The 21,428-nt window shown below is 62.1% G+C and carries 17 protein-coding genes; 3 read left to right on the forward strand and 14 right to left on the reverse strand.

Features of this window, described 5'->3' with window-relative positions; all coding sequences use genetic code 11:
• Positions 1-227, forward strand: a 227-nt coding sequence (locus LY631_RS19765; protein WP_274427320.1) for a hypothetical protein, incomplete at its 5' end; no start/stop codon positions are given.
• Positions 228-1,341: 1,114 nt separating this feature from the next.
• On the opposite strand, the gene LY631_RS19770 is transcribed toward LY631_RS19765, so the two are convergent.
• The 12 genes from LY631_RS19770 to LY631_RS19825 form a co-directional block, all read right to left on the reverse strand.
• The gene (locus tag LY631_RS19770; RefSeq protein ID WP_274427321.1) at positions 1,342-2,445 is read right to left on the reverse strand and encodes an NADH:flavin oxidoreductase/NADH oxidase; all 1,104 of its coding nucleotides are present in this window, start codon (positions 2,443-2,445) and stop codon (positions 1,342-1,344) included.
• Positions 2,446-2,485: 40 nt separating this feature from the next.
• Complete coding sequence (locus LY631_RS19775; RefSeq protein ID WP_274427322.1) at positions 2,486-3,667, reverse strand: M20 family metallopeptidase; 1,182 nt, start codon at positions 3,665-3,667, stop codon at positions 2,486-2,488.
• Positions 3,660-5,390 (reverse strand): hydantoinase B/oxoprolinase family protein, encoded by a 1,731-nt coding sequence (locus tag LY631_RS19780; RefSeq protein ID WP_274427323.1) that lies wholly within the window; start codon positions 5,388-5,390, stop codon positions 3,660-3,662. Before LY631_RS19780 ends, LY631_RS19775 begins: the two co-directional genes overlap by 8 nt.
• Positions 5,387-7,417: a hydantoinase/oxoprolinase family protein gene (locus tag LY631_RS19785; RefSeq protein ID WP_274427325.1), complete on the reverse strand. Its 2,031-nt coding sequence runs from the start codon at positions 7,415-7,417 to the stop codon at positions 5,387-5,389. Before LY631_RS19785 ends, LY631_RS19780 begins: the two co-directional genes overlap by 4 nt.
• 52 nt (positions 7,418-7,469) lie before the next feature.
• Positions 7,470-8,207 carry an ABC transporter ATP-binding protein gene (locus LY631_RS19790; protein WP_274427326.1) on the reverse strand — a complete coding sequence of 246 codons (738 nt, stop codon included), beginning with the start codon at positions 8,205-8,207 and terminating at the stop codon, positions 7,470-7,472.
• Entirely contained in the window at positions 8,204-9,184 is a 981-nt protein-coding gene (locus tag LY631_RS19795) for a branched-chain amino acid ABC transporter permease (RefSeq protein WP_274427327.1), read from the reverse strand. Before LY631_RS19795 ends, LY631_RS19790 begins: the two co-directional genes overlap by 4 nt.
• Entirely contained in the window at positions 9,181-10,059 is an 879-nt protein-coding gene (locus LY631_RS19800) for a branched-chain amino acid ABC transporter permease (protein WP_274427328.1), read from the reverse strand. The genes LY631_RS19795 and LY631_RS19800 overlap by 4 nt, the downstream gene beginning before the upstream one ends.
• Positions 10,056-10,895 (reverse strand): polysaccharide deacetylase family protein, encoded by an 840-nt coding sequence (locus tag LY631_RS19805; protein ID WP_274427367.1) that lies wholly within the window; start codon positions 10,893-10,895, stop codon positions 10,056-10,058. The genes LY631_RS19800 and LY631_RS19805 overlap by 4 nt, the downstream gene beginning before the upstream one ends.
• A gap of 21 nt (positions 10,896-10,916) precedes the next feature.
• Positions 10,917-12,062 carry a C45 family autoproteolytic acyltransferase/hydolase gene (locus LY631_RS19810; protein WP_274427330.1) on the reverse strand — a complete coding sequence of 382 codons (1,146 nt, stop codon included), beginning with the start codon at positions 12,060-12,062 and terminating at the stop codon, positions 10,917-10,919.
• A gap of 87 nt (positions 12,063-12,149) precedes the next feature.
• Positions 12,150-13,373: an amino acid ABC transporter substrate-binding protein gene (locus tag LY631_RS19815; RefSeq protein ID WP_274427331.1), complete on the reverse strand. Its 1,224-nt coding sequence runs from the start codon at positions 13,371-13,373 to the stop codon at positions 12,150-12,152.
• A gap of 29 nt (positions 13,374-13,402) precedes the next feature.
• Entirely contained in the window at positions 13,403-14,161 is a 759-nt protein-coding gene (locus tag LY631_RS19820; protein ID WP_274427332.1) for an ABC transporter ATP-binding protein, read from the reverse strand.
• Between the two features lie 130 nt (positions 14,162-14,291).
• Entirely contained in the window at positions 14,292-15,104 is an 813-nt protein-coding gene (locus tag LY631_RS19825) for an IclR family transcriptional regulator (protein ID WP_274427333.1), read from the reverse strand.
• A 155-nt stretch (positions 15,105-15,259) separates the two neighbouring features.
• On the opposite strand from LY631_RS19825, the gene LY631_RS19830 reads away from it, so the two are divergent.
• Together LY631_RS19830 and LY631_RS19835 are read left to right on the forward strand one after the other, a co-directional pair.
• Positions 15,260-16,399 (forward strand): M20/M25/M40 family metallo-hydrolase, encoded by a 1,140-nt coding sequence (locus LY631_RS19830; RefSeq protein ID WP_274427368.1) that lies wholly within the window; start codon positions 15,260-15,262, stop codon positions 16,397-16,399.
• Between the two features lie 862 nt (positions 16,400-17,261).
• Positions 17,262-18,503, forward strand: a complete 1,242-nt coding sequence (locus tag LY631_RS19835) for a tyrosine-type recombinase/integrase (RefSeq protein WP_274427334.1) — start codon at positions 17,262-17,264, stop codon at positions 18,501-18,503.
• Between the two features lie 1,033 nt (positions 18,504-19,536).
• On the opposite strand, the gene LY631_RS19840 is transcribed toward LY631_RS19835, so the two are convergent.
• Both LY631_RS19840 and LY631_RS19845 read right to left on the reverse strand, forming a co-directional pair.
• Entirely contained in the window at positions 19,537-20,466 is a 930-nt protein-coding gene (locus LY631_RS19840; protein ID WP_274427335.1) for a sugar phosphate isomerase/epimerase family protein, read from the reverse strand.
• A complete protein-coding gene (locus tag LY631_RS19845; protein ID WP_274427336.1) occupies positions 20,463-21,428 on the reverse strand; it encodes a sugar phosphate isomerase/epimerase family protein in 966 nt (321 codons plus the stop codon). Before LY631_RS19845 ends, LY631_RS19840 begins: the two co-directional genes overlap by 4 nt.

Raw genomic sequence — 21,428 nt, forward strand, 5'->3', positions numbered from 1 at the left:
TCATGTCCGGTTCGGTTGCGGCAAAACCAGTCTGCGTGAATGGCAGTGCGCAAAGCCCACGCACAACAAAGCGGCGGTTGACGAACATGGCGGAACTCCTCGCGCTGCTAGTGGGTAATCTGTACAATCCCACCCGCGCTGGAAACCCTTTAGTTCAAATGTCGGCTTCTGCATCCTCCCGCTTAAAGCAGCATTTCCACAATCCACCTCCTTGCGGCGAATGCTGACAGTCGCATCGCTCGATGGCAATATCAGCTAATGGAGCTCGAGAATTCTTAGCCGACGATTGGCCGTGGGTGCANCATTTCCACAATCCACCTCCTTGCGGCGAATGCTGACAGTCGCATCGCTCGATGGCAATATCAGCTAATGGAGCTCGAGAATTCTTAGCCGACGATTGGCCGTGGGTGCAGGAGTGGTTTCAGGACCCGCTCCTGAATCGCGAACTTGGGCCCATGGACCAGGAGTGGCTTGAGGCAATCATTGCTGAAGACAACGGAGTTCAGTTGGTCGTCTCTACCGGAGGCGAGCCTGTTGCCCTTCTCGGATGTGTTTGGGTACGGATCTACTACATCCCTCTCACTATATCACTGATATAGCCGTACCCCTTAGCTTGCGTGGCCAAGGGTTGGGGTCGAGGGTCTTGCAACTTGTGATGGCTTGGCCAGGGCATCCGCCGACTTCAGTGGACTGCGTTCGTAAACCCGCGCAACTACCCAGTACAATCGCTTCTTAGAAAGGCCTCTTGGCAAGACGCTGGCCTGCCTGATGGTATGATGAAATTCGAAAGATCAATCGCTAGCTAATTTTGGTCCGCATCCCACTACGCGGACCTAAGAGCCGCCTGTCAGCATTCCACCCATGCCGGTCATTCCGTCGAAGGAGTTCCCTTCCCTTGATGCGGCGGCGGAGTTGGGGCCGGAAGGCGTCAGTCAGCTTTCTGGATGATGTCATTGTTTAGTGGCCGTTCCGTTTGTGATCTGAGCGGACTTGCACGCCTGGGCCGGAATCCGGCGAAACCATTATCGAGGATAGCCCGGCATCCGCCTAGATCAGGAGATTAAGCTCTTGCGCCTGTCATCGGGTGTTCCCGGCGCATAGCCGCTGATGTCGCACAACGATAAGGCGCGGAAACCTGGCCGCAAGTGCGGTAGCCGACAGTCCGCAAGTTCTTCGGCCTCATGGTCGAGCGAGGGCTGGTGGTTGGCGGCAAGCCCGCTGAGAGCAAAGAAGCAAGTTGAACCTGGTGCAATCGCAGTTCCCAGCCAGCGCCGCGCGCCATCATTGATGAGGATGACTGGCGATGGCCTTTTCAAAAAGGATTACGCCGTCTCGTACCAATCAGTCTGTGCCCGCATAGGTCGCGCCGGGCCAGACCTTATCCGCTGCCCGCTGGTACTGGACCGGCCGCTCAATCTCGGCACCCAGAGCGCGGGAAGCCGACCAACCCCAATGAGGGTTGTCGAGGAAGGCGCGCCCAAGCGCGATCATGTCGGCCCTCCCCTCGGAGATGATCGCCTCGGCCTGTTTCGGCGTGGAAATGAGGCCGACGGCGCGGGTCGAAAGCCCCGCCTCGCGTTTCACGCGCTCCGCGAAAGGTACTTGGTAACCCGGCTCGATCCTGGGGACGGCATTCGGCGTCACACCGCCGCTCGACACGCAAACAAAATCAACGCCCTCCTGCTTCAGCCGATTGGCGAAGGCCACGGCGTCCTCCAGTTCGATGCCGCCTTCTATCCAGTCGCGTCCGGTGATCCGCAGGCCGAGTGGCCGGCCCTCCGGCCAGACCGCGCGCACCGCACGCACCACTTCGAGCGGAAAGCGCATCCGGTTCTCCACGCTGCCGCCATAGCCATCTGTGCGGTGGTTGGAAATTGAAGAGAGGAACTGGTGGAGAAGATAGCCGTGCGCCGCATGGACCTCCAGCACATCTAATCCGAGGCGCTCGGCCCGGCGCGCGGCTTCCACGTGCGCGACCTTCACGCGTTCCAGATCGGCCTCGTCCATTTCGCGCGGCACATGCCAGCCTTCACCGAAGGCGAGCGAGGATGGTGCCATTGTTGTCCAGGGGTTCTCATCCGCGCCAAGCGCGCGGCCGCCTTCCCATGGCTTGTGCGCAGAAGCCTTGCGACCCGCGTGGCCGATCTGGATGCCGAGCCGGGCCGATCCGTGCGCGCGGCAGTGGACCAGAACGCGCGCCAGCGCCTCCTCATTGGCGTCATTGTAAAGGCCGAGATCGCCATGAGTTATGCGTCCCTCCCTTTCCACGGCGGTCGCCTCGACGACCAGCAACCCCGCGCCGGATGCGCTCAGCGTTCCCAGATGAGCGAGGTGCCAATCCGTCGCCGAGCCGTCCTCCGCGCTGTACTGGCACATGGGCGAGACGACGATCCGATTGGCCAGCGTCGACTCTTTCAGTGTGAATGGCGAAAATAGAGCGCTCAATTGAATCTCCCAAGCACGCGGACGAAAGGTTCGGGGAGGATCAGCCGATCGCCAGATCCTGGAAATGACGCGACATCAGCATGGCATGCATCAACGCTGCCCGCGGGGCAACCGTGGATAGCAGAATATGCTCGTGAACGGCATGAGCGCCAGCACCGTTGCAGCCGAGCCCATCGAGCACCGGCCGACCGATGGCGGCTGCGAAATTGCCATCCGAGACACCGCCGCGCGAGGTTTCGTTCATCGGCAGGCCGAGATGCTCCGCAAGCGCCCGCGTCGCCTCATAGAGCCTGACGACCTCGGCTGAACGCATGAAAGGCGGCCGGTTCATTCCGCCCTCGACCTCCAGGCGGACATCCTCGCCGATCGGTCGGCGCGCCAGCATCCGTGCGACGAGGCGTTCGGCCGTCGCCATGTCTTCGGCGCGTATATCGACCTCGATCCGCGCTAAATCCGGCACCACATTGGCGCGCGTCCCTCCCATAACGGTGCCAACATTGAAGGTCGCCTTTTCTTCGGTCTCGTTCATCGCCTCGATTTCCATTATGTGGCGGGCGATCTCGTGAATGGCGCTTCGCCCGTCGGTCCGGTTACCGCCGGCATGCGAGGAAACGCCATGGGCGATGAGCGAGAAACGTGCCCAGCCCTTGCGCGCGGTGATGACGGTACCCGGCGCCTCGAAGGCGGGTTCGGGAACGAGGACAAAAGCCGCCCCGGCGGCGAGTTTTTCGATCGTCTCGCGTGAGTTTGGGCTGCCGATCTCCTCGTCTCCATTGAGATAGACCCGGATCGGGCGCGGCGGCACAAGGCCTTTCTCAACGATCCGCCGCAGGGTTTCCGTCGCCAGGTAAGAGCCGGCCTTCATGTCGAATATGCCTGGCCCGTGCAGGCGGTCGCCTTCACGCTTCACCGGCCTTTCGGCGAGCGTGCCGGCATCCCAAACCGTGTCAACATGCCCCATCATCAGTGCCGGCTGCCCCTCGCAGCCCTCGGGCGCGTACTCGATGACGAGCTGGCCGCCACAGCCATCGCGCGAGGGGATGCGGCGTATCTCGACCGGCAATCCCGAAAACGACTGCTCGACGTGATCGAGCAGCAGGTCGATCAAATCGGGGCGATCCGATGGCGTCTCCATCTCGACCCAGCGTATGATTCCCGCGAGGAGAGCCTCGGTGTCGATCTCCTCCGCGCGCGGCAGAGCCCGTTCGAAATTCTCAGACATCGATCCTTCCTTGCCCCATCGGGGATATTGCTTCCGCAGGCGCTGCGTGTTCCGGAACGTCCAGGCGGTAGACGTCGCGCGCCGTTTCGGGCGAGATGAAGCCGTCATCCAGGTCGCGCCGCACCGCTTCCCGGTCGCGTTCGGCCGGAGGTCCCCAGCCGCCGCCGCCCGGTAGACGGATCTCGACCAGATCTCCGGCCTTTAGCGGAAAAGTGCTCGTCGCGCCGAGTTCGATGAGCTCGCCATCCCGCTCGACCGTGAGCCGCGCGCTGACTCCGTCACGGCCGCCCGCGCGTCCGCGCGGAGCAAGCCGGAAGCGGTCGGAATAAAGACTGAGCGTGACATCGTTCCTGAGGATACGGAAACGCCGGAAGATACCCTGTCCGCCATTGAATTGTCCCTCTCCCCAGGAATCGCGGATCAATCCGAACCCTTCTATGCGGACATGGGGGTTGAGCTGTTCGATCGCCTCGGACGGTGTCAGCCGGCACGAGGACAGGACGTGATCGGTGGCGTGGATGGCGTCATAGCCACTTGCCGCGCCCCAGCCGCCGCCGAGCACATCGAGATGGATGGCGATGCCGCCCTCGGGCCTGTTGTGAGCAAGAAAGAAGCCCGTCGTGGAATTGGCGCCCTCGCCGGGCACACGGCCGGGCAATGCCTCGGCCAGGGCATCGTGAACGGCATCGAGAGCGCGGCAGCAGGCAGTCGCCCGCGCCCGCACGGGCGCGCCGGGCCTGGGATTGAGCACCGAGCCCTCGGGAAAGATCATGGTCAGCGGCCGGTTGCAGCCATCATTGGCCGGCATCTCGGTGTCGCCGAGAATACTGCGCAACGCCGTCACGGCGCCGGCTGTGCTGCTGGCCAGAGGCGAGTTGAACATCGTGCGCACTTGCGGATCGGTACCGGTGAAATCGAGCGTGGCCTCATTACCCGAAATTGTGACGTTTGCGGCGATCCGGATTGGCCTGCCGGTGGGCTCGCGCCCGTCGCTGTCGAGAAAAGCCTCGCCAGCCCAGCTTCCATCCGGAATCCTGGCGATCGCGGCGCGCATGCGCCGCTCCGAATAGTCGAGCGTTTCCCGCATGGCTGTACGTAGCGTGTCCGGCCCGTATCTCTCCGCGAGTTCGCGCACGCGCCGCGCGCCGACATCATTGGCGGCGAACTGGGCATCCATGTCGCCCATGCCGATCTCCGGCGTGCGGATATTGGCGAAGATCAGGCGTTCAATCATGCCACCATGCCAGTCGCGGTCGATATCGAGCAGCAAGGGCGGGATGACGATCCCTTCCTGGATTAGTTCATGGGCGGCCGTGTTGACGCCGGCGGAACCGCCGCCGATGTCGAGATGATGGGCGGTGCTGCCGCTCCAGCCCAGAAGCTCGCCATCGTGGAAGATCGGCGTGAACAGGATGATGTCGTTGAGATGCTGGCCGCCGCTATAGGGATCGTTCGTGAGCACAAAGCTGCGTGGCCCCACGCCGGCAAGGTCAAGCTGCTCAGCCGCGGCGGCGAAGGAAGCGCTGAGCGCGGCCGTCTGCATGGGGATCATGTCGGCTTGGGCCACGACGTTGCCTTGCGAATCGAGCAGAGCGGTAGAGCAATCGCGCGCCTCGCGGACGACGGCGGAGAAGGCGGAGCGGATGAGATTGGCCGCCATTTCGTCAGTGGCTGCCTGAAGCGCGCGCGCCAGGATCACCATCAGCGTGCGATCGGTATTCACGAAAACCTCCGCAAGATGAGGTCGCCGGTCGTCAGGCATTCCGCTTCCCATTCTGGCGGCACAACGGTCGTCGAGGTGGGTTCCGAAAGGATCGCGGGGCCGGAAACCTTGCCGCCGACGGCGAGATCATTGCGGGCGAGCGCCTTTGCTACGAGATCGGCGCCGGCGATCGAAATGGGGACTTCCTCCGGCACATTGCCCTTGCCCGCGGGCAGCGGCGTGGAAATCCGGGCGTCGGAGCTTGCCGTCAGGCGGATACGATAGGACACGACCTCGACATCCAGCCGGGCACGAGCATATCCGTAACTTGCGCGATGCTCGTCCTCGAAGAGCCGGCGCAGTTCTTCCTTCGCTCTCGCGCGCCCTTCCGTCCAGACCGTCAGCTCGAATGCCTGCCCCACATAGCGCATGTCGAGACCGATCTCGATCCCGTAGCCCCCCTCCTCGAGGCCATAGGTCCTGGCGAGTTCGTGGCAGCGCGCACGCAGATCGTTGCAGCGCGCGGCGTCCAGGCTCGTGTCGTTCAACCCGTGAAGATCGCTCTGGGCGGCGTCGATCAAGGTATCAGCGATCAGCAGGCCGAAGGCGCTCGCCAGACCGGGCGACCACGGTACGAGCACCCGCGTGATGCCGAGCTCGCCGGCGACCATGGCCGCGTGCAGCGGCCCGCCACCCCCATAGGCGACGAGCGTGAAATCGCGTGGATCGATGCCGCGCCCGGTCGAGACAAGCCGGACGGCCGCCGCCATGTTGCTGTTGACGAGTCGAAGCACGGCGTCCGCCGCGCGGGTCGCATCGCCCCCGCTGTCGAGCGGCGCGAGCGCGGCTTTCGCTGCGCTGCCGGAAAGCTCCATCCTGCCGCCAAAGAATTGTTGCGGCCGCAGCAGGCCGGCGATCACTTGCGCATCGGTGACGGTCGGCCGCGTGCCGCCGCGCCCGTAGCAGACCGGGCCAGGCACGGCTCCGGCGCTTTCCGGCCCCACGGCCAGGAATCCGCCCGGGTCGATGGTGGCGATACTACCGCCGCCAGCGCCTATCGTGGCCATGTCGACCGAGGCGGTACGCACGGGCAGGCCGTCGATCTTGAGCTCCGGGACCATGCTGGGAACGAGGCCCTGCGCAATCGCGACATCCGTGCTCGTTCCGCCCATATCGAGCGTGATGACGTCCTTGATCCCGTTGCGTTCGGCGAACCACATCGCCGCGCGCACGCCGGCCGCCGGTCCTGACAGAAGCATGCGAACGGCATTGGCGCCCGCCGCGTCCGCCGGCATGGCGCCGCCATTGGATTGCATGATTTTAAGGAGGCCGTTGTAAGCATCATCACGCAGACCGGCATCGAGGAGGTGGACATAGGATTCCACGACAGGCCCGACAAAAGCGTTCACCACCGTCGTGACGCTTCGCTCGTATTCACGAAATTCCGGCGACACTTCATGGCTCGCCGAGACCGCGACATGCGGCGCGCGTTGACGGATCATGTCCGCCAGCGCTCTCTCATGCACGGGATTGCGATAGGCGTGGATCAGGCTGATGGCGATGCCTTCCACACCTTGCGAGAGGAAGGCCTCGACCTCGCGCCAGGCAGCTTCAAGGTCGAGAGGAACGATGATCTCGCCATCGGGACCGATGCGCTCGGGAACTTCGCGGATCATGCCGCGCCGGATCGGCGGTGCCGGGCGGCGATATTGCATGTCGTAGACGCCGTGATCGCGGTCACCCCGCCCGACAATGACCACATCGCGGAAACCGTCGGTGGTCAGAAGCCCGGCCGATGCGCCTTTGCGCATGATCAGCGCATTCGTGGCGACTGTGGAACCATGGGTGATCCCGGCGACGTCGCCGAGCGGCATGCCGGCCTCGGAGATCACCGTCAGCACTGCTTCGTGGAGGGCGTCCGGCGTGGAAGGCGTCTTGCCCGTATGCAGCCGGCCGTCGGGGCCGGACCAGACAAGGTCGGTGAAAGTGCCGCCAATCTCGACGCCGATACGGTTCGCGCCGCTGCCTCCGCCGCCGAAATGCTTCATGACGCCTGATCCATGATGTTCGCTATCAGTGTATGCGTGCCCAGACCGTCGTTCAGCTGGCCTGCTCCTCGAGCGGTTCGCCGAGATAGGCCGAGATCACCTTGGGGTCGGCCACGATCTCCTGGGGCGTTCCCTCGGCGATCTTCTGGCCGGCGTCGATCACGAGGATACGGTCGCATACGCTGGTGACCGCTTTCATGTCGTGCTCGACCAGCCACACCGTCGTGCCCCGCTCACGCACCTTGCGAAGACAGTTGACCATTTCCTCCGTCTCGATGGGGTTGAGGCCGGCGCAAGGTTCGTCGGCGAGAAGAAGCGAGGGCCGGGTGGCATAGGCGCGCGCGATCTCCAGCTTGCGAAGCGAGCCGACGGTCAACCCCTCTGCGGTGCGGTCGGCGAGCTCCTCCAGACCGGCAATGGCAAGCGCCTCGTTCACCACGTTTTTGGGCTGGCTTCCGCCCGGCCTGCCGAACATCGCGCCCACGCGCACATTTTCCCGTACCGTTAGGGCGGGGAAGGGTTTCGATATCTGGAAGGCCCGGGCGATACCTGCCTGGTTGCGTCGATAGGTAGGCAAGCCGGAAGTATCCTCGCCCTTGAACCGGATTTCGCCTCCGGTGAGCGGGTAATAGCCGGTGATGAGATTGAACAGGGTCGACTTGCCGGCGCCATTTGGGCCAATCAGCCCGAAGATGGCACCGGCCGGTATCTCGAAATCGACGTTCTCGATGGCGGTCAGCCCGCGAAAAGACTTCGTGACTCCGCGCCCCGACAGAATGACCTCTGTCATGCCCTTGCCTCCGCCTCGACCGGTTCAACCTGGTTTGCCTGGCGTTTCCGGGAGCGCAGGGCGCCGATGATGCCGCCAGGCATCAGAAGGATAATCGCGACCACCATGGCGCCCGTGATGAGAAGGTGGATGTCGAGGAAGCGCGACAGCAGCACCTGTGTGATGAAGAGCATGACTGCGGTTCCGATGATCGGCCCAAACAGGGTGCCTATCCCACCAATCAGACAGAAGACGATCAGGTTCAGGGAGAAGTCCAGACGGAAGACGGTATAGGTCGTGAAATAGCCGACGCTGTAGCCGTAGACCGAGCCCATGATGCCGACGAGAGTGGCGGAAAGCACAAAGGCCATGATCTTGTAGCGCTCGGTCGCCACGCCCAGCATCATAGCGGTATCCTCGTCTTCACGGATCGACAGCAACGCGTAGCCGAAGCGGGAATTGCGCACCGCGATGGAGATCAGGAAGCACAGCAGGAGCAACCCGCCGAAGATGTAATAGAAGAAATCTTCCGGGGTCGTGCCGCTGGGAACCGGTGTCTGCAAGAAGACCCCGATGCCACCCTGGAACCAGCTTACATTGTTCACCAGCTCGCCGACGACCTGGCTCACGCCCAGCATGGCTATCGCGAAATAGATGCCCCGCAGGCGAAGAATCGGATAGGCGAGGATGGCGGCGAACAATCCGCAAATGAGGCCGGCGAGGAGGATCGGGACGATCATCGACAACGGCCCGTCGCCTAATGGGCCGAGCCTGTGCACGATATGAGCGGCGCTGAAGGCGCCCATTCCAATGAAGACCGTGTGGCCGAAACTCCAATAGCCGGAAAAGCCACCGAGAATGTTCCACGCGATCGCCATGCCGGCGGAGAAGAAGAAGAGCTGGGCCACGCGCGTATAGAAAGGTCCGATCCAGAGCGGCAGCAATGCCGCGGCAATGACTATGATCGCGCCGAGGACGAGAGCAAGCGTGCGGTTCATCGGCTTTCTCCAAACGCGTTGCCGAGCAGCCCGCTGGGCCGCACCAGAAGCATCAGGACCAACACCAGGAACATGGCTGCCTGGGTGAGCGAGGGACCGATATATTGCGCCGTGAACGCATTGATCATCCCAAGAAGCAGCCCACCCACGAGCGCCCCGGCCGGACTGCCGATGCCGCCGAGCACGACGACGATGAAGGCATTGAGTGTCCATGCGACCTCACTTGCCGCCGTGAAAGGCTGGACGATGCCGATGATGGCACCGGAAGCGCCGGCCATTGCCGCGCCAAGGCCGAAGGTGAGCCCATGTAGATTTCGCACATTGAGCCCGGAAAGTTCGGCCGCCAGCGGCTGCTGGGCGGTCGCGCGGATCGCCCGTCCGAAATGCGTGCGAGCGAGAACCAGGGCGAGGACCACCAGCAGAACCAGGCTCGCCCCTAAGGCGACGAGCCGCACAACGTCCATACGAAGCGGACCAAGGGTCAGGCTCATGAAGCTGTATGCCGGCGTGATAGTATGCACATCCGGCCCGAATACGAGTTGCAATCCGTTGCGGGCCATCATTGCAACGCCGAAAGTGACGACCAGCGAGGCGACGAGCGAAGCACGCGAAACGGCCCATTGGATGATGGTGCGCTGATACACATAGCCGACGGCAAACAGGACCAGCCCGATCGGGATGATGGCCACAAGCGGGTCGATGCCAATCTGTCCAAAAAAGAGAAGGGCGCCATACGCTCCGGCGACCACGAAGATGCCGTGTGTCAGATTGACGATCCCGAGCACGCCAAAGACGAGCGAGAAGCCAACGGCAGCGAGCGAGTAAATACCTCCCAAAACGAGGCCGTTCAGCACTGTTTGGAGAAAGAGCGTCATTGTGGTGAACCACCTCTACCGTTTTCGTTGGCGGCCCAGGCCGTGGCGACCTCTTCACCGGTTGCGAACCATACATTCGGGTAGCGGCGCATGAAGGCTATGAATTCACGCAGCATGGCAAGCCGGGAAGGTCTGCCGATGATCTGCGGATGGGTGACTATGTTGACGAGCCCGCCCCAGCGATAAATCTCCATGAATTCCTGCTTCCAGATATTCAGGATGTGATCGTTGGTGTGGATCGGACGCGGCGACTGGATGGCGAAGAGCGCGTAGGGCGCGTCGTCGACGCTCCAATGCCAAGGCAGTTCCACCGGCCCGCGCGATCCATCGGATAATTGATGCCGATAGGGGCTAACCTGATCCATAAGCGAGCTGTCATAGGCGAAGCCGTATTCGTGCAGTAGGGCGATCATGTTCTGCGATGTCTCGCCGGCAGGCGAACGATATCCCTTCGGCTTGACCCCAACGGTGTCCTCCAGCGCTTCAAGCCCTTTTTCGAGCGCCTCGCGCTCCTTGTCGGGATGGTCGGGGTCGACCCATTCATGCAGATAACCGTGATGGCCGATCTCATGCCCGGCGGCTGCGATCGCCTCGATCCGGTCGGTATATTTTTCGGCGGTCCAGCCCGGTACGAAGAAGGTGCCTTTCAACTCCTCTTCCCGCAGCAATTCGAGTATCTTCGGCACGCCGGTCTTGGCGCCGTAGATGCCCTGCGAGAGCACGCCGGGACGCCGCGCATTGTCGGGATTGCGCGACAGCCACAGCGTCTCGGCGTCGAAGTCGAAAGTCAGCATCACGGCGCAGCGCGCACCGCCCGGCCATTCGATCGGAGTCATGTCATCCACGGGAGTTTCTCCTCAGGCAGCATCGGAACGGGTCTCTTCCGCATAAAGCGGGAAAGCTTGGAAGGGCGCCTCACAGGGCGGTCCGTCAGTGGCGTAGAGGACGCGCTCATCGAGATCGAGCAGAATGGCGGCCACCGTGATCACGCGTTTTTCCGGCGGCAAGGCCAGGTCGGGATGACGGCAGATCGCGGCCGGCGCAGAGAAATGATCGCAGATCACCTCTTCGATCTCCGCACGATCGATTGAACCGAGATGCCGCCTTAAAAGGCGCGCGGCACGCGGGCCGCGATAGAGCGTATTGGGCGCGATGCGCTCCATCTGTGAGGTGGTGCGTGTTTCCTTCACCAGATGGTTGGCATGAACCACTAGCCCGTCGGCCGGCGTCAGATAGGCGCAATGTTCCGGTGTTGCCTCGATATCGAGGATCTCGCCCTCCCCGTGGCCGACGAGATAATTGCTCGATGCGGTGCGGTCGGTCTGTACGACTGGCAGGAGTGCCTGGTCGAACCTCCAGGCATCGAGAATTTCCTTACAACGGACATGGAAGGGCTTACGCATGCCGGTGGTACCGTCGCGCGGCGTCACCAGTCCGTTGACGCAAAGTCCGATCCCGGCGGCGTTCACCCCCATTTTCGAGCCGACTATACCTGCCTCGCTGAAGCCGATGAAATCGGGCTTGTCTTCCTCGCGAGAGGTCCCGCGCCTGACACGCTGGACGAATGTGCGTCCCTGGACATTCGCGAGCCAGTCCCAGTTCTGGCACAGGATCGTGTGGCCGTTAGCGGTCGCCTCCGGCAACAATCCGAAGGATGTGCAGCCTTCCTGCTCGAGCTTTGTTTCGGCGGCTCGGACCTCCTTGCCGAATGCAAGATAGGTGATCTCGTAGCGGGCGTTCAGCATGGCGATTTCGGTGAGCGAGACGCCAGACGCTTCCGCGATGGCGGCCATCTCCTCGGCATATTCGCCATTATCGTTCCGGATGAAATCGAGCCAACCCTCGCTCTGCTTCAGGATCGTCGGGCGGTCGGCGCCGGCAGCCTCGAAACGCGCGAGATAAGTCTCTACATTGTCCCTGATCGCATCGGCCAATGTCGAGCCGTGGATACGGCCCCGCTCGCGCGGATCCGGGCCGAGTTCCAAGAGCGGAAGAGCTGCCATGCTGGGTTCGTGTACCTTTCAGCTAGAATTGGGAGGCGTGGCACCCGGCGATGCGCCGGATGCCACAGCTATGTTCAACACACCCGATCAGGCGCGTTCTTCCCATGTCGGGGCCGGATAGATCGGTTCGGCAGAGGCCCCGTCGAGTGGCGCGATGACCTCCATCTCGCCTTCCTGGCGCTGGATCAGCAAGGGTCCCAGCAGGGACGCATCGCCGTCGCCGTCCTCGGTGAAACGTACATGCCCATAGAAACACTCAAAGTCGATCGCCGATAGCGCGTCGCGCACGGCGTCGACATCGAGCGAGCCGGCTCGCCTGGCGGCCTCAATATAGGCGACGATGCACACCGCGCCGCTGGCCATGTGATAGGTTAGTTCGCGGTCGAAATTGGCCCGGAAATACTCCGCGAAATCTGCGGCCGAGCCGAAGTAGTCGCCCGAGAATGGTGCGCGCTCCGACCAGTAGGCCTGCGTGACGATGCCATTCGCATAATTGCCCAGCGCATCGCGGAAAGCGGAGGTCTGCGGGCCGAGCGTCTGATAGAGCATAGGCACGTTGGTGTCGGACGACACCATCTGGCGTGCGATCAGGATCGAGGTCTGGTCATGCGTGGTACAGACCAGCACATCGGGTGTGTTTTCGCGAACCGAGGTCAGCACATTGGATACATCGCTGACTTCGGCCGGCAACCCGATGTAGTCCAGCACCTCGATACCCGCCTCCTCCAGGTTGGCACGGGCTCCCTCGGCCTGGAACTTCGAGAAAGCGTCATTGGTATAGATGATGCTTACGGTCTTCACCACCGGATCGAGACCGGTAAACATGTTTACCGAGGAAACGAACTGGCGCGAGGCGCGCGGGAATATGCCGAAGACGCGCTTACGACCCTGGGTGAAGATCAGATCGGAACCACCGCCCGCCTGCACCATGATGCGGCCAGCCGCCTCGGTGATTGCGCAGGTGGGAAGCACAATGTTGGAGCCGAAGGAGCCGAGAAAGAAATTGATGCCCTCGTCCACCTGGCGCTGGATCAGAGTCGTGGCGCGCGCCGGGTCGGATGCATCGTCGAAGAGGTTGAGGGCGAGTTGGTAATTCTGGCCGCCGATTTCGACTCCGCCCATCTCCTCATTGATGAAGTTGACGGCGCATTGATAGCCTTGAAGCACGTTCTGGCCGGTCTCAGCCGCCGCGCCCGTCATCGGGACCGAACCGCCGAAGGTAATCGTATTGTCCTGGCCGAAAGCGAGCTTAGGCACAGCGCCAACGATCATCGCTGCCGTCGTTCCCTGCAGGAAAGTACGTCTTCTCATCTGTTGTCTCCCATTGCGATTTCAGGCCATCAGGCTAGCCCGAGATAGGCCTCCTTGACATTAGGATTCTTGAGCAGCGCCTGGCCCTCGCCCTTCTGAACAACCCTTCCCTTCTCCAGCACATAGGCGTAGTCCGCGATGGCCAACGTGTGATGGACGTTCTGCTCAACCAGGAGGACGCTAATGCCCTCCTCATTGAGCTTGCGGACAAGAGAAAATACCTGCGAGACGAGAATGGGGCTGAGGCCAAGCGATGGCTCGTCCAGCACCAGGATGCGCGGCATGGTCATCAGACCGCGACCGATCGCCAGCATCTGCTGCTCACCTCCCGACAACGAGCCAGCATTCTGGCCCTGACGCTCCTTGAGCCTGGGAAACAGATCGAAAACGCGCTCCAGATTCTGTTGGCAGCGTTCGCGGGCGCGACGCACGTGGCCGCTGAGGACCAGATTCTCACACACTGTGAGATGCTGAAAAACCAGTCGCCCTTCCGGCACCAGCGCGATGCCTAGTTCGACGGTCTGATAAGCCGGTATGTTTGTGATATCCTGCCCGTCGAGAATAATCCTGCCGGAACGGGGCCTGAGCGCGCCCGCGATCATCTTGACGCTCGTCGTCTTGCCTGCGCCATTCCCGCCAATCAGCGCCGTGATTTTGCCGCGAGGGAGCTCCAGCGAGCAATCCGAGACGGCGCTTACGCCGGAATAATCGTAAGCCAGCCCCGAAACCTGAAGCAGCGTTTCGCCGGTCGGGCCGGCCTGTGACTGTTCGCTGAGTGCAGCGCCCATCAATTCCATGCTCCCCCACATTGACATCGCTGTGCGATACGATTGTTGTGCCAGTTTAGATTTCCTTCTCCCGTAATGTCAACCAATGCTGAAAATGCCACCCAGCACAGCGGGAGCGACACCTCATCTCTCAAACAGGGCGCAAACCGGCGGCCGCAGCGGTGACGAGCGGCCCCGCCCGCGAAACAAACTCGTCGGGCTTCCATTCGGCAAGCGAAGCCGCGATATGAACGGCGCCGACCGGCTGGCCCGCGCCGTCGAGCACTGCAGCGGCAACGGCAATCTCACCCACAAGAACCTGCTCGATGGCAAGCGAATAGCCGGTCTCCCGCACCTCCTCGATGCGGGCGAGTATCTCGTCGATCTCCACCGTGGTACGCGGCGTGATCTTGCGCCGGTCGGAGCGGTGAAGGATATCGAGCACCGCTTCACGGTCGAGATGACTGAGCACGGCGCGACCGCCCGATGTGCAGAATGTTGGAACGCGGCGCCCGATTAGATGGGCATATAATGTGTCCCGCTTGCTCTGCATACGCACCACGTAAATCATTGAAAGATCATCGAAAAGGCTTAGATCGACACGTTCCTTGATGGACCGGCGCAGGTTGGCGAGGATTGGGACGGCTCGATTGACGAGCGGGCTGGAGCGCAGATAGTCGAAGGAACGTTCGAGAACGCGCCTGCTGGGCGCAACGCCCCCAGACGTCTTCTCCAGATAGCCGATAATCAGCAATGTGTGGACGAGGCGCTGGACCGCGCTCTTGTCCAGCGCGGTTACCGCGGCGATTTCAGAAATCGACATCGGAGCAGGATTGTCGGCGAATGCCTCTAGCACGCGGAAGCCACGCGCAAGCGCTTCCACGAATAACCGGTCGTTCTTCGGTTCCCGCATTTCCGTTGGTGCCGCCGCGGCGTTCAGGGCACCAGTATCGCTTGCCGTCACACTTTCCTCCTAACCCGATTGTCTGGACCTGCCTTGCTTGCGTGCACCACCGGACCGGTTCGGTTGACGACCGTGAAAATCCCGTCCTATGATGATAGCAATGTAACCGAATTGCATAGCGATACACAAGCATGACAAAGCAGATTGCCGCGGAAATCGACGTGACGCAGCTTGCCTTTGATGCCAGCAGCATGGCGACAGGATTGCGCGAATGGGTCGAGACCGAGAGCCCGACCTATGATCGTGCGGCAGTCAACCGCATGATGGATGTCGCATCGCGCCATCTAGCCATCCTCGGCGCCGAGATCCAGCGCATTCCCGGCACACTCGGCTATGGCGATTGCGTTAAGGCCAGCTTCGCGCATCCGCGCCGCGACAAACCCGGCATCCTCATTCTCGGACATCTGGACACGGTGCACCCGCTTGGCACGCTCGATCACTTCGGATGGCGCGATGAAGACGGGCTCTGCTACGGTCCCGGCACGCTCGACATGAAATCCGGCAATTATCTTTCGCTCGAAGCGATTGGCCAGTTACGCAAGGCAGGCTTCGAAACGAAGCTGCCTGTCACCGTGCTTTTCACGAGCGACGAGGAAGTTGGAAGCCCGAGCACGCGGGCGCTCGTCGAGGCCGAGGCCGCGCGCCATCGTTACGTGCTGGTGCCTGAGCCTGCCCGCAGGAACGGTGGCGTGGTCACCGGACGTTACGCGATCGCCCGTTTCGAACTGGAAACGCGCGGCCTTCCGAGCCATGCCGGGCTGCGCCTGGGCGAAGGAGTCTCGGCAATCCGTGAAATGGCGCACCAGATCATCGCCATCGAAGCGATGACCGATGCCGATGCGGGCTATAGCGTGGGGGTGGTCAATGGGGGGCAATGGTCGAATTGTGTATCGACCATATGCCGGGCAAAGGCGTTGGTTTCTGCCACGTCAGACGAGAAGCTTGCCGAGGCGGACGAGCGCATGAGCAACCTGAAACCGGTTGGCGCCGATGTACAGGTCGACGTGAAACGCGACGTGGTCCGCCCGGTCTGGACGACGAGCGACGCATCATGGTCTCTCTACGAACATGCGGCGCGGCTCGCGCGTGGATTGGGCTTCGAGATTCCGCCACAGAATTCCGGTGGCGGCTCGGACGGGAACTTTACTGGGGCAATGGGAATCCCCACGCTCGACGGCCTTGGCGCCCGCGGCGACGGCCCTCACACCTTGGACGAGCATATCGTGACGGAAAGCCTCGCGGAACGCGGCCGGCTCATCGCTGCCCTTCTCGTCACGCTGGACGGCGTCGTCTGACACGAAGAATCGGCAAGTCGACTGCACGGGCCAGCGGCTCCCACTATATGCACAGCGCGGCTGCAGGTTTTCCGCTAGGCTCTGTCCGAGGGACGCGAGAAGGGGCCGAAAATTGCTATAGGCAGAACGCGACGAGTGCCAGAGGTTCTCGGGTTGGCTGCCGGTCAGTGCACCATGAGATCGACTTGTCAGGTCACCAGATCACGGCTTAGTCGTTCCTGAGCAGAACTTCGCCGGTTGTCTCACCGTTAGGCATCCGTATCCAGACGAGCGGCCGACCTTATCGATCGCGAACGCCCACATATTCACCGGCGCATCCTCGCGCAGCAGTTCTTCGAGCCTGAGCTTTGCTTGCCCGCCCGATAGCTTTTCGCGCGGACACTCGGCGGAGAGGGAGATGCAGGTAGAATGTCTCCTCACAACAGAAAGTTGCACTTCGGTTCCGCAGCACTATGCCGGGTTTTGGACACTCACAAATCGGCTGGAATGACCGTGATGGGGCGCAAAGCGGCCGGAGTTGAGGCTCCGTGAAGGGCACGATCTGTCGATTCCATATCCCAGTCCCCTGCCCCGGCTTACCGAACCGGGTACCGCACCGCCGCCGATCCACTCATTCGATACCAGGTCGTGCCACTCCGTGGCTGTGCATGTTCTTGCGTGATCAAGAGCGACCGAACGTGATCCACAACCACCCCACTTACCCTATTTCGATCACGCTTGATCACGCTCAAGCCTGTTGAAACATAATTGTTTTCTGGCTTGCGTACTGGGTGCTGCTTTGGCAAACTGGGGGCTGTTTAAGGGGTAGCGCACGGCATCCAGATCCCGAGCGCTGATCCCAGTTGCCGAGGGGGAATACGCCATGCCGAGCCTTACCGACACAGCCATCCGGCAAACGCTAAAGCACGTGGAGAACAGCCGAAAGCAGGAGAACCTGGTCGACGGCGAAGGGCGCGGCACCGGCCGGCTCGTTCTCGTTCTCAAGCCAATGCCAAAGCGCGTCACGGCCGATTGGATGGCGCAGCAATGGCGAGACGGAAAGCGGACGAAGAAGAAGCTCGGCTCCTACCCGTCGATGTCGCTTGCCCAGGCCCGCGAGGTGTTCAAGCGGGACTACGCCGACCTGATCCAAAAGGGCCGCAGCATCAAGATTGCGACGGACACTCGACCTGGGACCGTCGCCGATCTGTTCGAAGGCTATGTCGCGGCGCTGAAGGCAGCGGGGAAGCCATCCTGGAAGGAGACGGAAAAGGGTCTGAACAAGATCGCCGACACGCTCGGTCGCAATCGACTCGCGCGCGAAATCGAGTCGGAGGAAGTCGTCGAACTGATCCGGCCGATCTATGACCGCGGGGCCCGATCGATGGCGGACCATGTGCGAGGCTACATTCATGCCGCCTACAGCTGGGGAATGAAGTCCGACAACGATTATCGCTACACCTCCCCTCGCCGCTTCCGCATTCCGTACAATCCAGCCTCGGGTATTCCGACCGAACCCAAGGTCCAGGGCACCCGCTGGCTCAGCGAGGAGGAGTTCGTTAGGCTCTATCGCTGGCTCGAATGCCCGGACACACCTGTTCATCCCTCCTATCCACGCGCGGTGCAGCTCATCATGCTGACTGGCCAACGGGTCGAGGAAATCGCCCGACTGCATGTTGACCAGTGGGATGCAGAGGGGCGGATCATCGACTGGTCCAAGACGAAAAACCTGCAGCCCCATGCGGTTCCAGTCCCCTCGCTCGCAGCCGAGCTCATCGAGTCGATCAAGCCGAACGAACACGGCTGGTTCTTTCCCTCAGCGAAGGATCCGTCGAAGCCAGTCAGCCACGGCACGCTCTACAGCTTCGTCTGGCGGCAGCGCGATCGCGGCGTCATCCCCCACGCCACCAATCGGGACCTGCGACGGACCTTCAAGACGCTCGCCGGCAAAGCGGGCGTTTCAAAAGAGATCCGCGATCGACTTCAGAATTATGCGCTCCAGGACGTCAGCTCTAAGAACTATGATCGTTGGAACTACATGCCCGAGAAACGCGCCGGCATGACAAAGTGGGACAAGTTCGTGCGAGCGATGCTCGCTAGGAAGAGGCTGGATGCGGCAGCTTAAAACAGCGAAATTGGAATAGCTTGCGGCGGCATGCAAATATAATGCTTGTGGACCAGAGCTGAGCTGTTCTGACCTTTCTGCCTCGTCGCGTCCTGCCCCCGGCAGCAAGTGTTTGTTGTGGGAGGCCCTCTAACCTCAGCGGGAGGGTCGCGGCCCACGGCAGCGCCGGATCGGTTGCGGAGGCGCGCAACCGTCATACCGACATTCAGTTTCGGTGTCTGTATGACTGACTCGGGGCCGTTTCCAGACAGTCTGGTTTCCGGCAATCTTGCGATAAGCGGCCGCTCCGCAACCGACCTCTCAGCAGACCTTCGCGGCTCGCCGGCAGTGGAGATAGGACGAAGGTCAGAGACTGCTGGTTCGCTGGCAAACTGTCTCCGCGGCCGCAGAGACGAACTCTACACCGCCATGTCGTCCTTCGATTCGGCGCCCGCCTCTTCGCTATTCCCGGCCGCGGTCGTCCCTTACGCTGGCCTCAACGCCGCCAGCCCGAGCCCGGACCGGGCACCAGCATCACGAAAACACATTGCGGTCCGGTGGTTACAAGCACCCAGGCAAGTAGCGCGATCAAAACGATCGTGATCGAGAAGCCGATACAATTGGCGATCGCCAGCGCCGAGCCGACCAGCCTCGGCGGGGCGAAACGGGCGTTGAACGTGGAGATCCGGCTATGTCGGCCTAGTCTCTAGTAGGAGTCGAGGTCGATGAAGCTATGCTGTCTCTGCACTCTTGCCGACCACTCGTGGCGCAGAACTTCGGTTCCGCTGTCCAGCTTCTGGCCTTCGCTACCCACGATATCTTCACACCCCTCGACACGCTGGCGCGGACCGGCTTCGCGCCACTGCCCATGAGTGCGAGCCAGACATCAGCAAGCGTGGGCAACTGGTCTATGCACGTTGGCAAGGCGGCCCACAGGCGGTGCTTCAGACCATCGATATCGGTGATCGGGCGGTATATCGATAAACAGTTCTTTGCCGAGACCGTAGCCAATCAATCATCGTTGATGTTGCATGACGGCCTGTGCCGCCGGTCATCATTGAACGCGGTTGACATTGGAAGCGAAGTCCTGAGCCTGTTCCAGAACTCGCTCGCCGCTGTGGACGTAATGGTTGCCTCTCAGCTCGATGATCACGGCCGTCCCTTCACGAACGGACAGCACACCGGCAAGCCGCTGGAAATCGATGAAGCCGTATCCCCCGGGCGCATGCATGTCGCCGACGCCGTAGAAAAGCCGCTCGCCTTCATTGTCCCACTGCATGGTCGCGGGCACGCCGGTGGAATCGGAGAAATGGATATGGCCGACAAACGGCGCCAGTTGACCTACCTGCTCGAAAAGGTCGTAGCCCTGAAGCCCGGCCCCCTGTTTTGCGTGGCTGACATCGAGGCACGCGACGATACGCTCGTGGTTCACCGTACGGAGCTGATTGGCAAGGGCGGCAAGGTCGAGCGCGTAGGAGGTTTCGGTGCCCGCAACAATGCGGCGGTTGGGGCTCATATTCTCATAGGCAATGCGCACGTTTCCCAGCGACGCCGCCCGGTCTCCCAGCATTGCCAGAGCTTCCGCCTCTCGGGAAAGGAGCTGGCGCGAGCGGTCCACCCACACGGAAGGATGGACACGGCCCGGATGAAACACCACCGTGTCGGCGTTGCATTCGCTAGCCAATTCCAGGCTGGCCTCGGCGGCGCGGTACTGAAGGTCGAAATGCGCCTCGTCCATGAGGTTGACCGGAATGGGCGCATGCATCGTGTAGCGGATCGAATGTCGTTGCAGCACGGCCTTAAGCGCCGACACCCGGTTCGGGATCAGCCGGCAGGCGGCCACGGCATCAAGCCGCCAGGCCGCGATCTCGCAGACCGTCGCGCCCATTTCCACCTGCTCGGCGATGCGGTGGTCGAGGCCGTCGAGATCGCCCGACAGGCCGAAATCGGCGGCGTTGAAGCCTACATGCGTTATCGCGCTCATTCTGCCGCTTCCTTCCGTGCATCGCCTCCGAGCGCGGTTTCGAGATCGATATCGCCATTCCAATAGTCGGCAAAACGCTGCGCCGTGTCGGCCACCATGGCCTCGACGCCGCGATAGCGGCCTTGCAGTTCGATCATGGCGTAGGTGCCCTGGCGCAGCCGCATGGACGGCAGAACCTCCTCCCATAGAATGCGGCCCCAGCCCATCGGCATGTGCAGATCGCCGACGCCCATGGCCACGCGGTCGCCGCTGTCACCGACGGCGCCGGTGTCCGGGATGCCGCAATTGTCGTGCAGGTGCAGATGCCAGACCTGCTCGGAGAAATCGGCCACCGCCGCAAGGAAATCGAAACCGAGGACGGGGGCCGAGAGGAAGGCGTGGCCGAAATCCAGACAGCCGCCGAGCGCGGGGTGATCGACAGCCACGATCTGCTCCGCCACCGCGCGCGGATCAGCGCCCGAGCACACCTTCTTGCCCTTGGGATCGGCGATCAGGTTTTCGAGCGCCAGTTGCGTTCCGGCTATTCCGGCGAGATCGGACAGGCGCTTCAGATCCTCGCGCTCCTGCTCGATCAGCGTCTTTCTGGAGGCAAGCCACACATCGGCGGGCGCATGACCCGAATGGATGACGATGGACGGCATCTTCATGCGTTCGGCAAGCTTCACGGACGCCTCGGCCACGGCCCAGTGCATGGCGTGATTGGGACGGTCCATGAAGTTGATCACGTGATTGGCGTGCAGGACCGGCGTCATCTCATAGTGCGACAGGATCTCCGCCACCGCTTCGACGCGCTGTTCGATGATGCGGCCGCCGGCGATCATGTCGAGCCGGCGCGCGCTCACCTCCACGTGGCTGCAGCCGATCTGCGCGTAAGCGGCGAGCATCCGGTCGAGTGCGGTCATATCGCAGTTGGCTAGCGATGTGAGATTGAGGCCGGAGCCCAGCACCTTTTTTCCTGTCAT

This window comes from Chelativorans sp. YIM 93263, assembly GCF_028767125.1.
Lineage (GTDB): Bacteria > Pseudomonadota > Alphaproteobacteria > Rhizobiales > Rhizobiaceae > Chelativorans.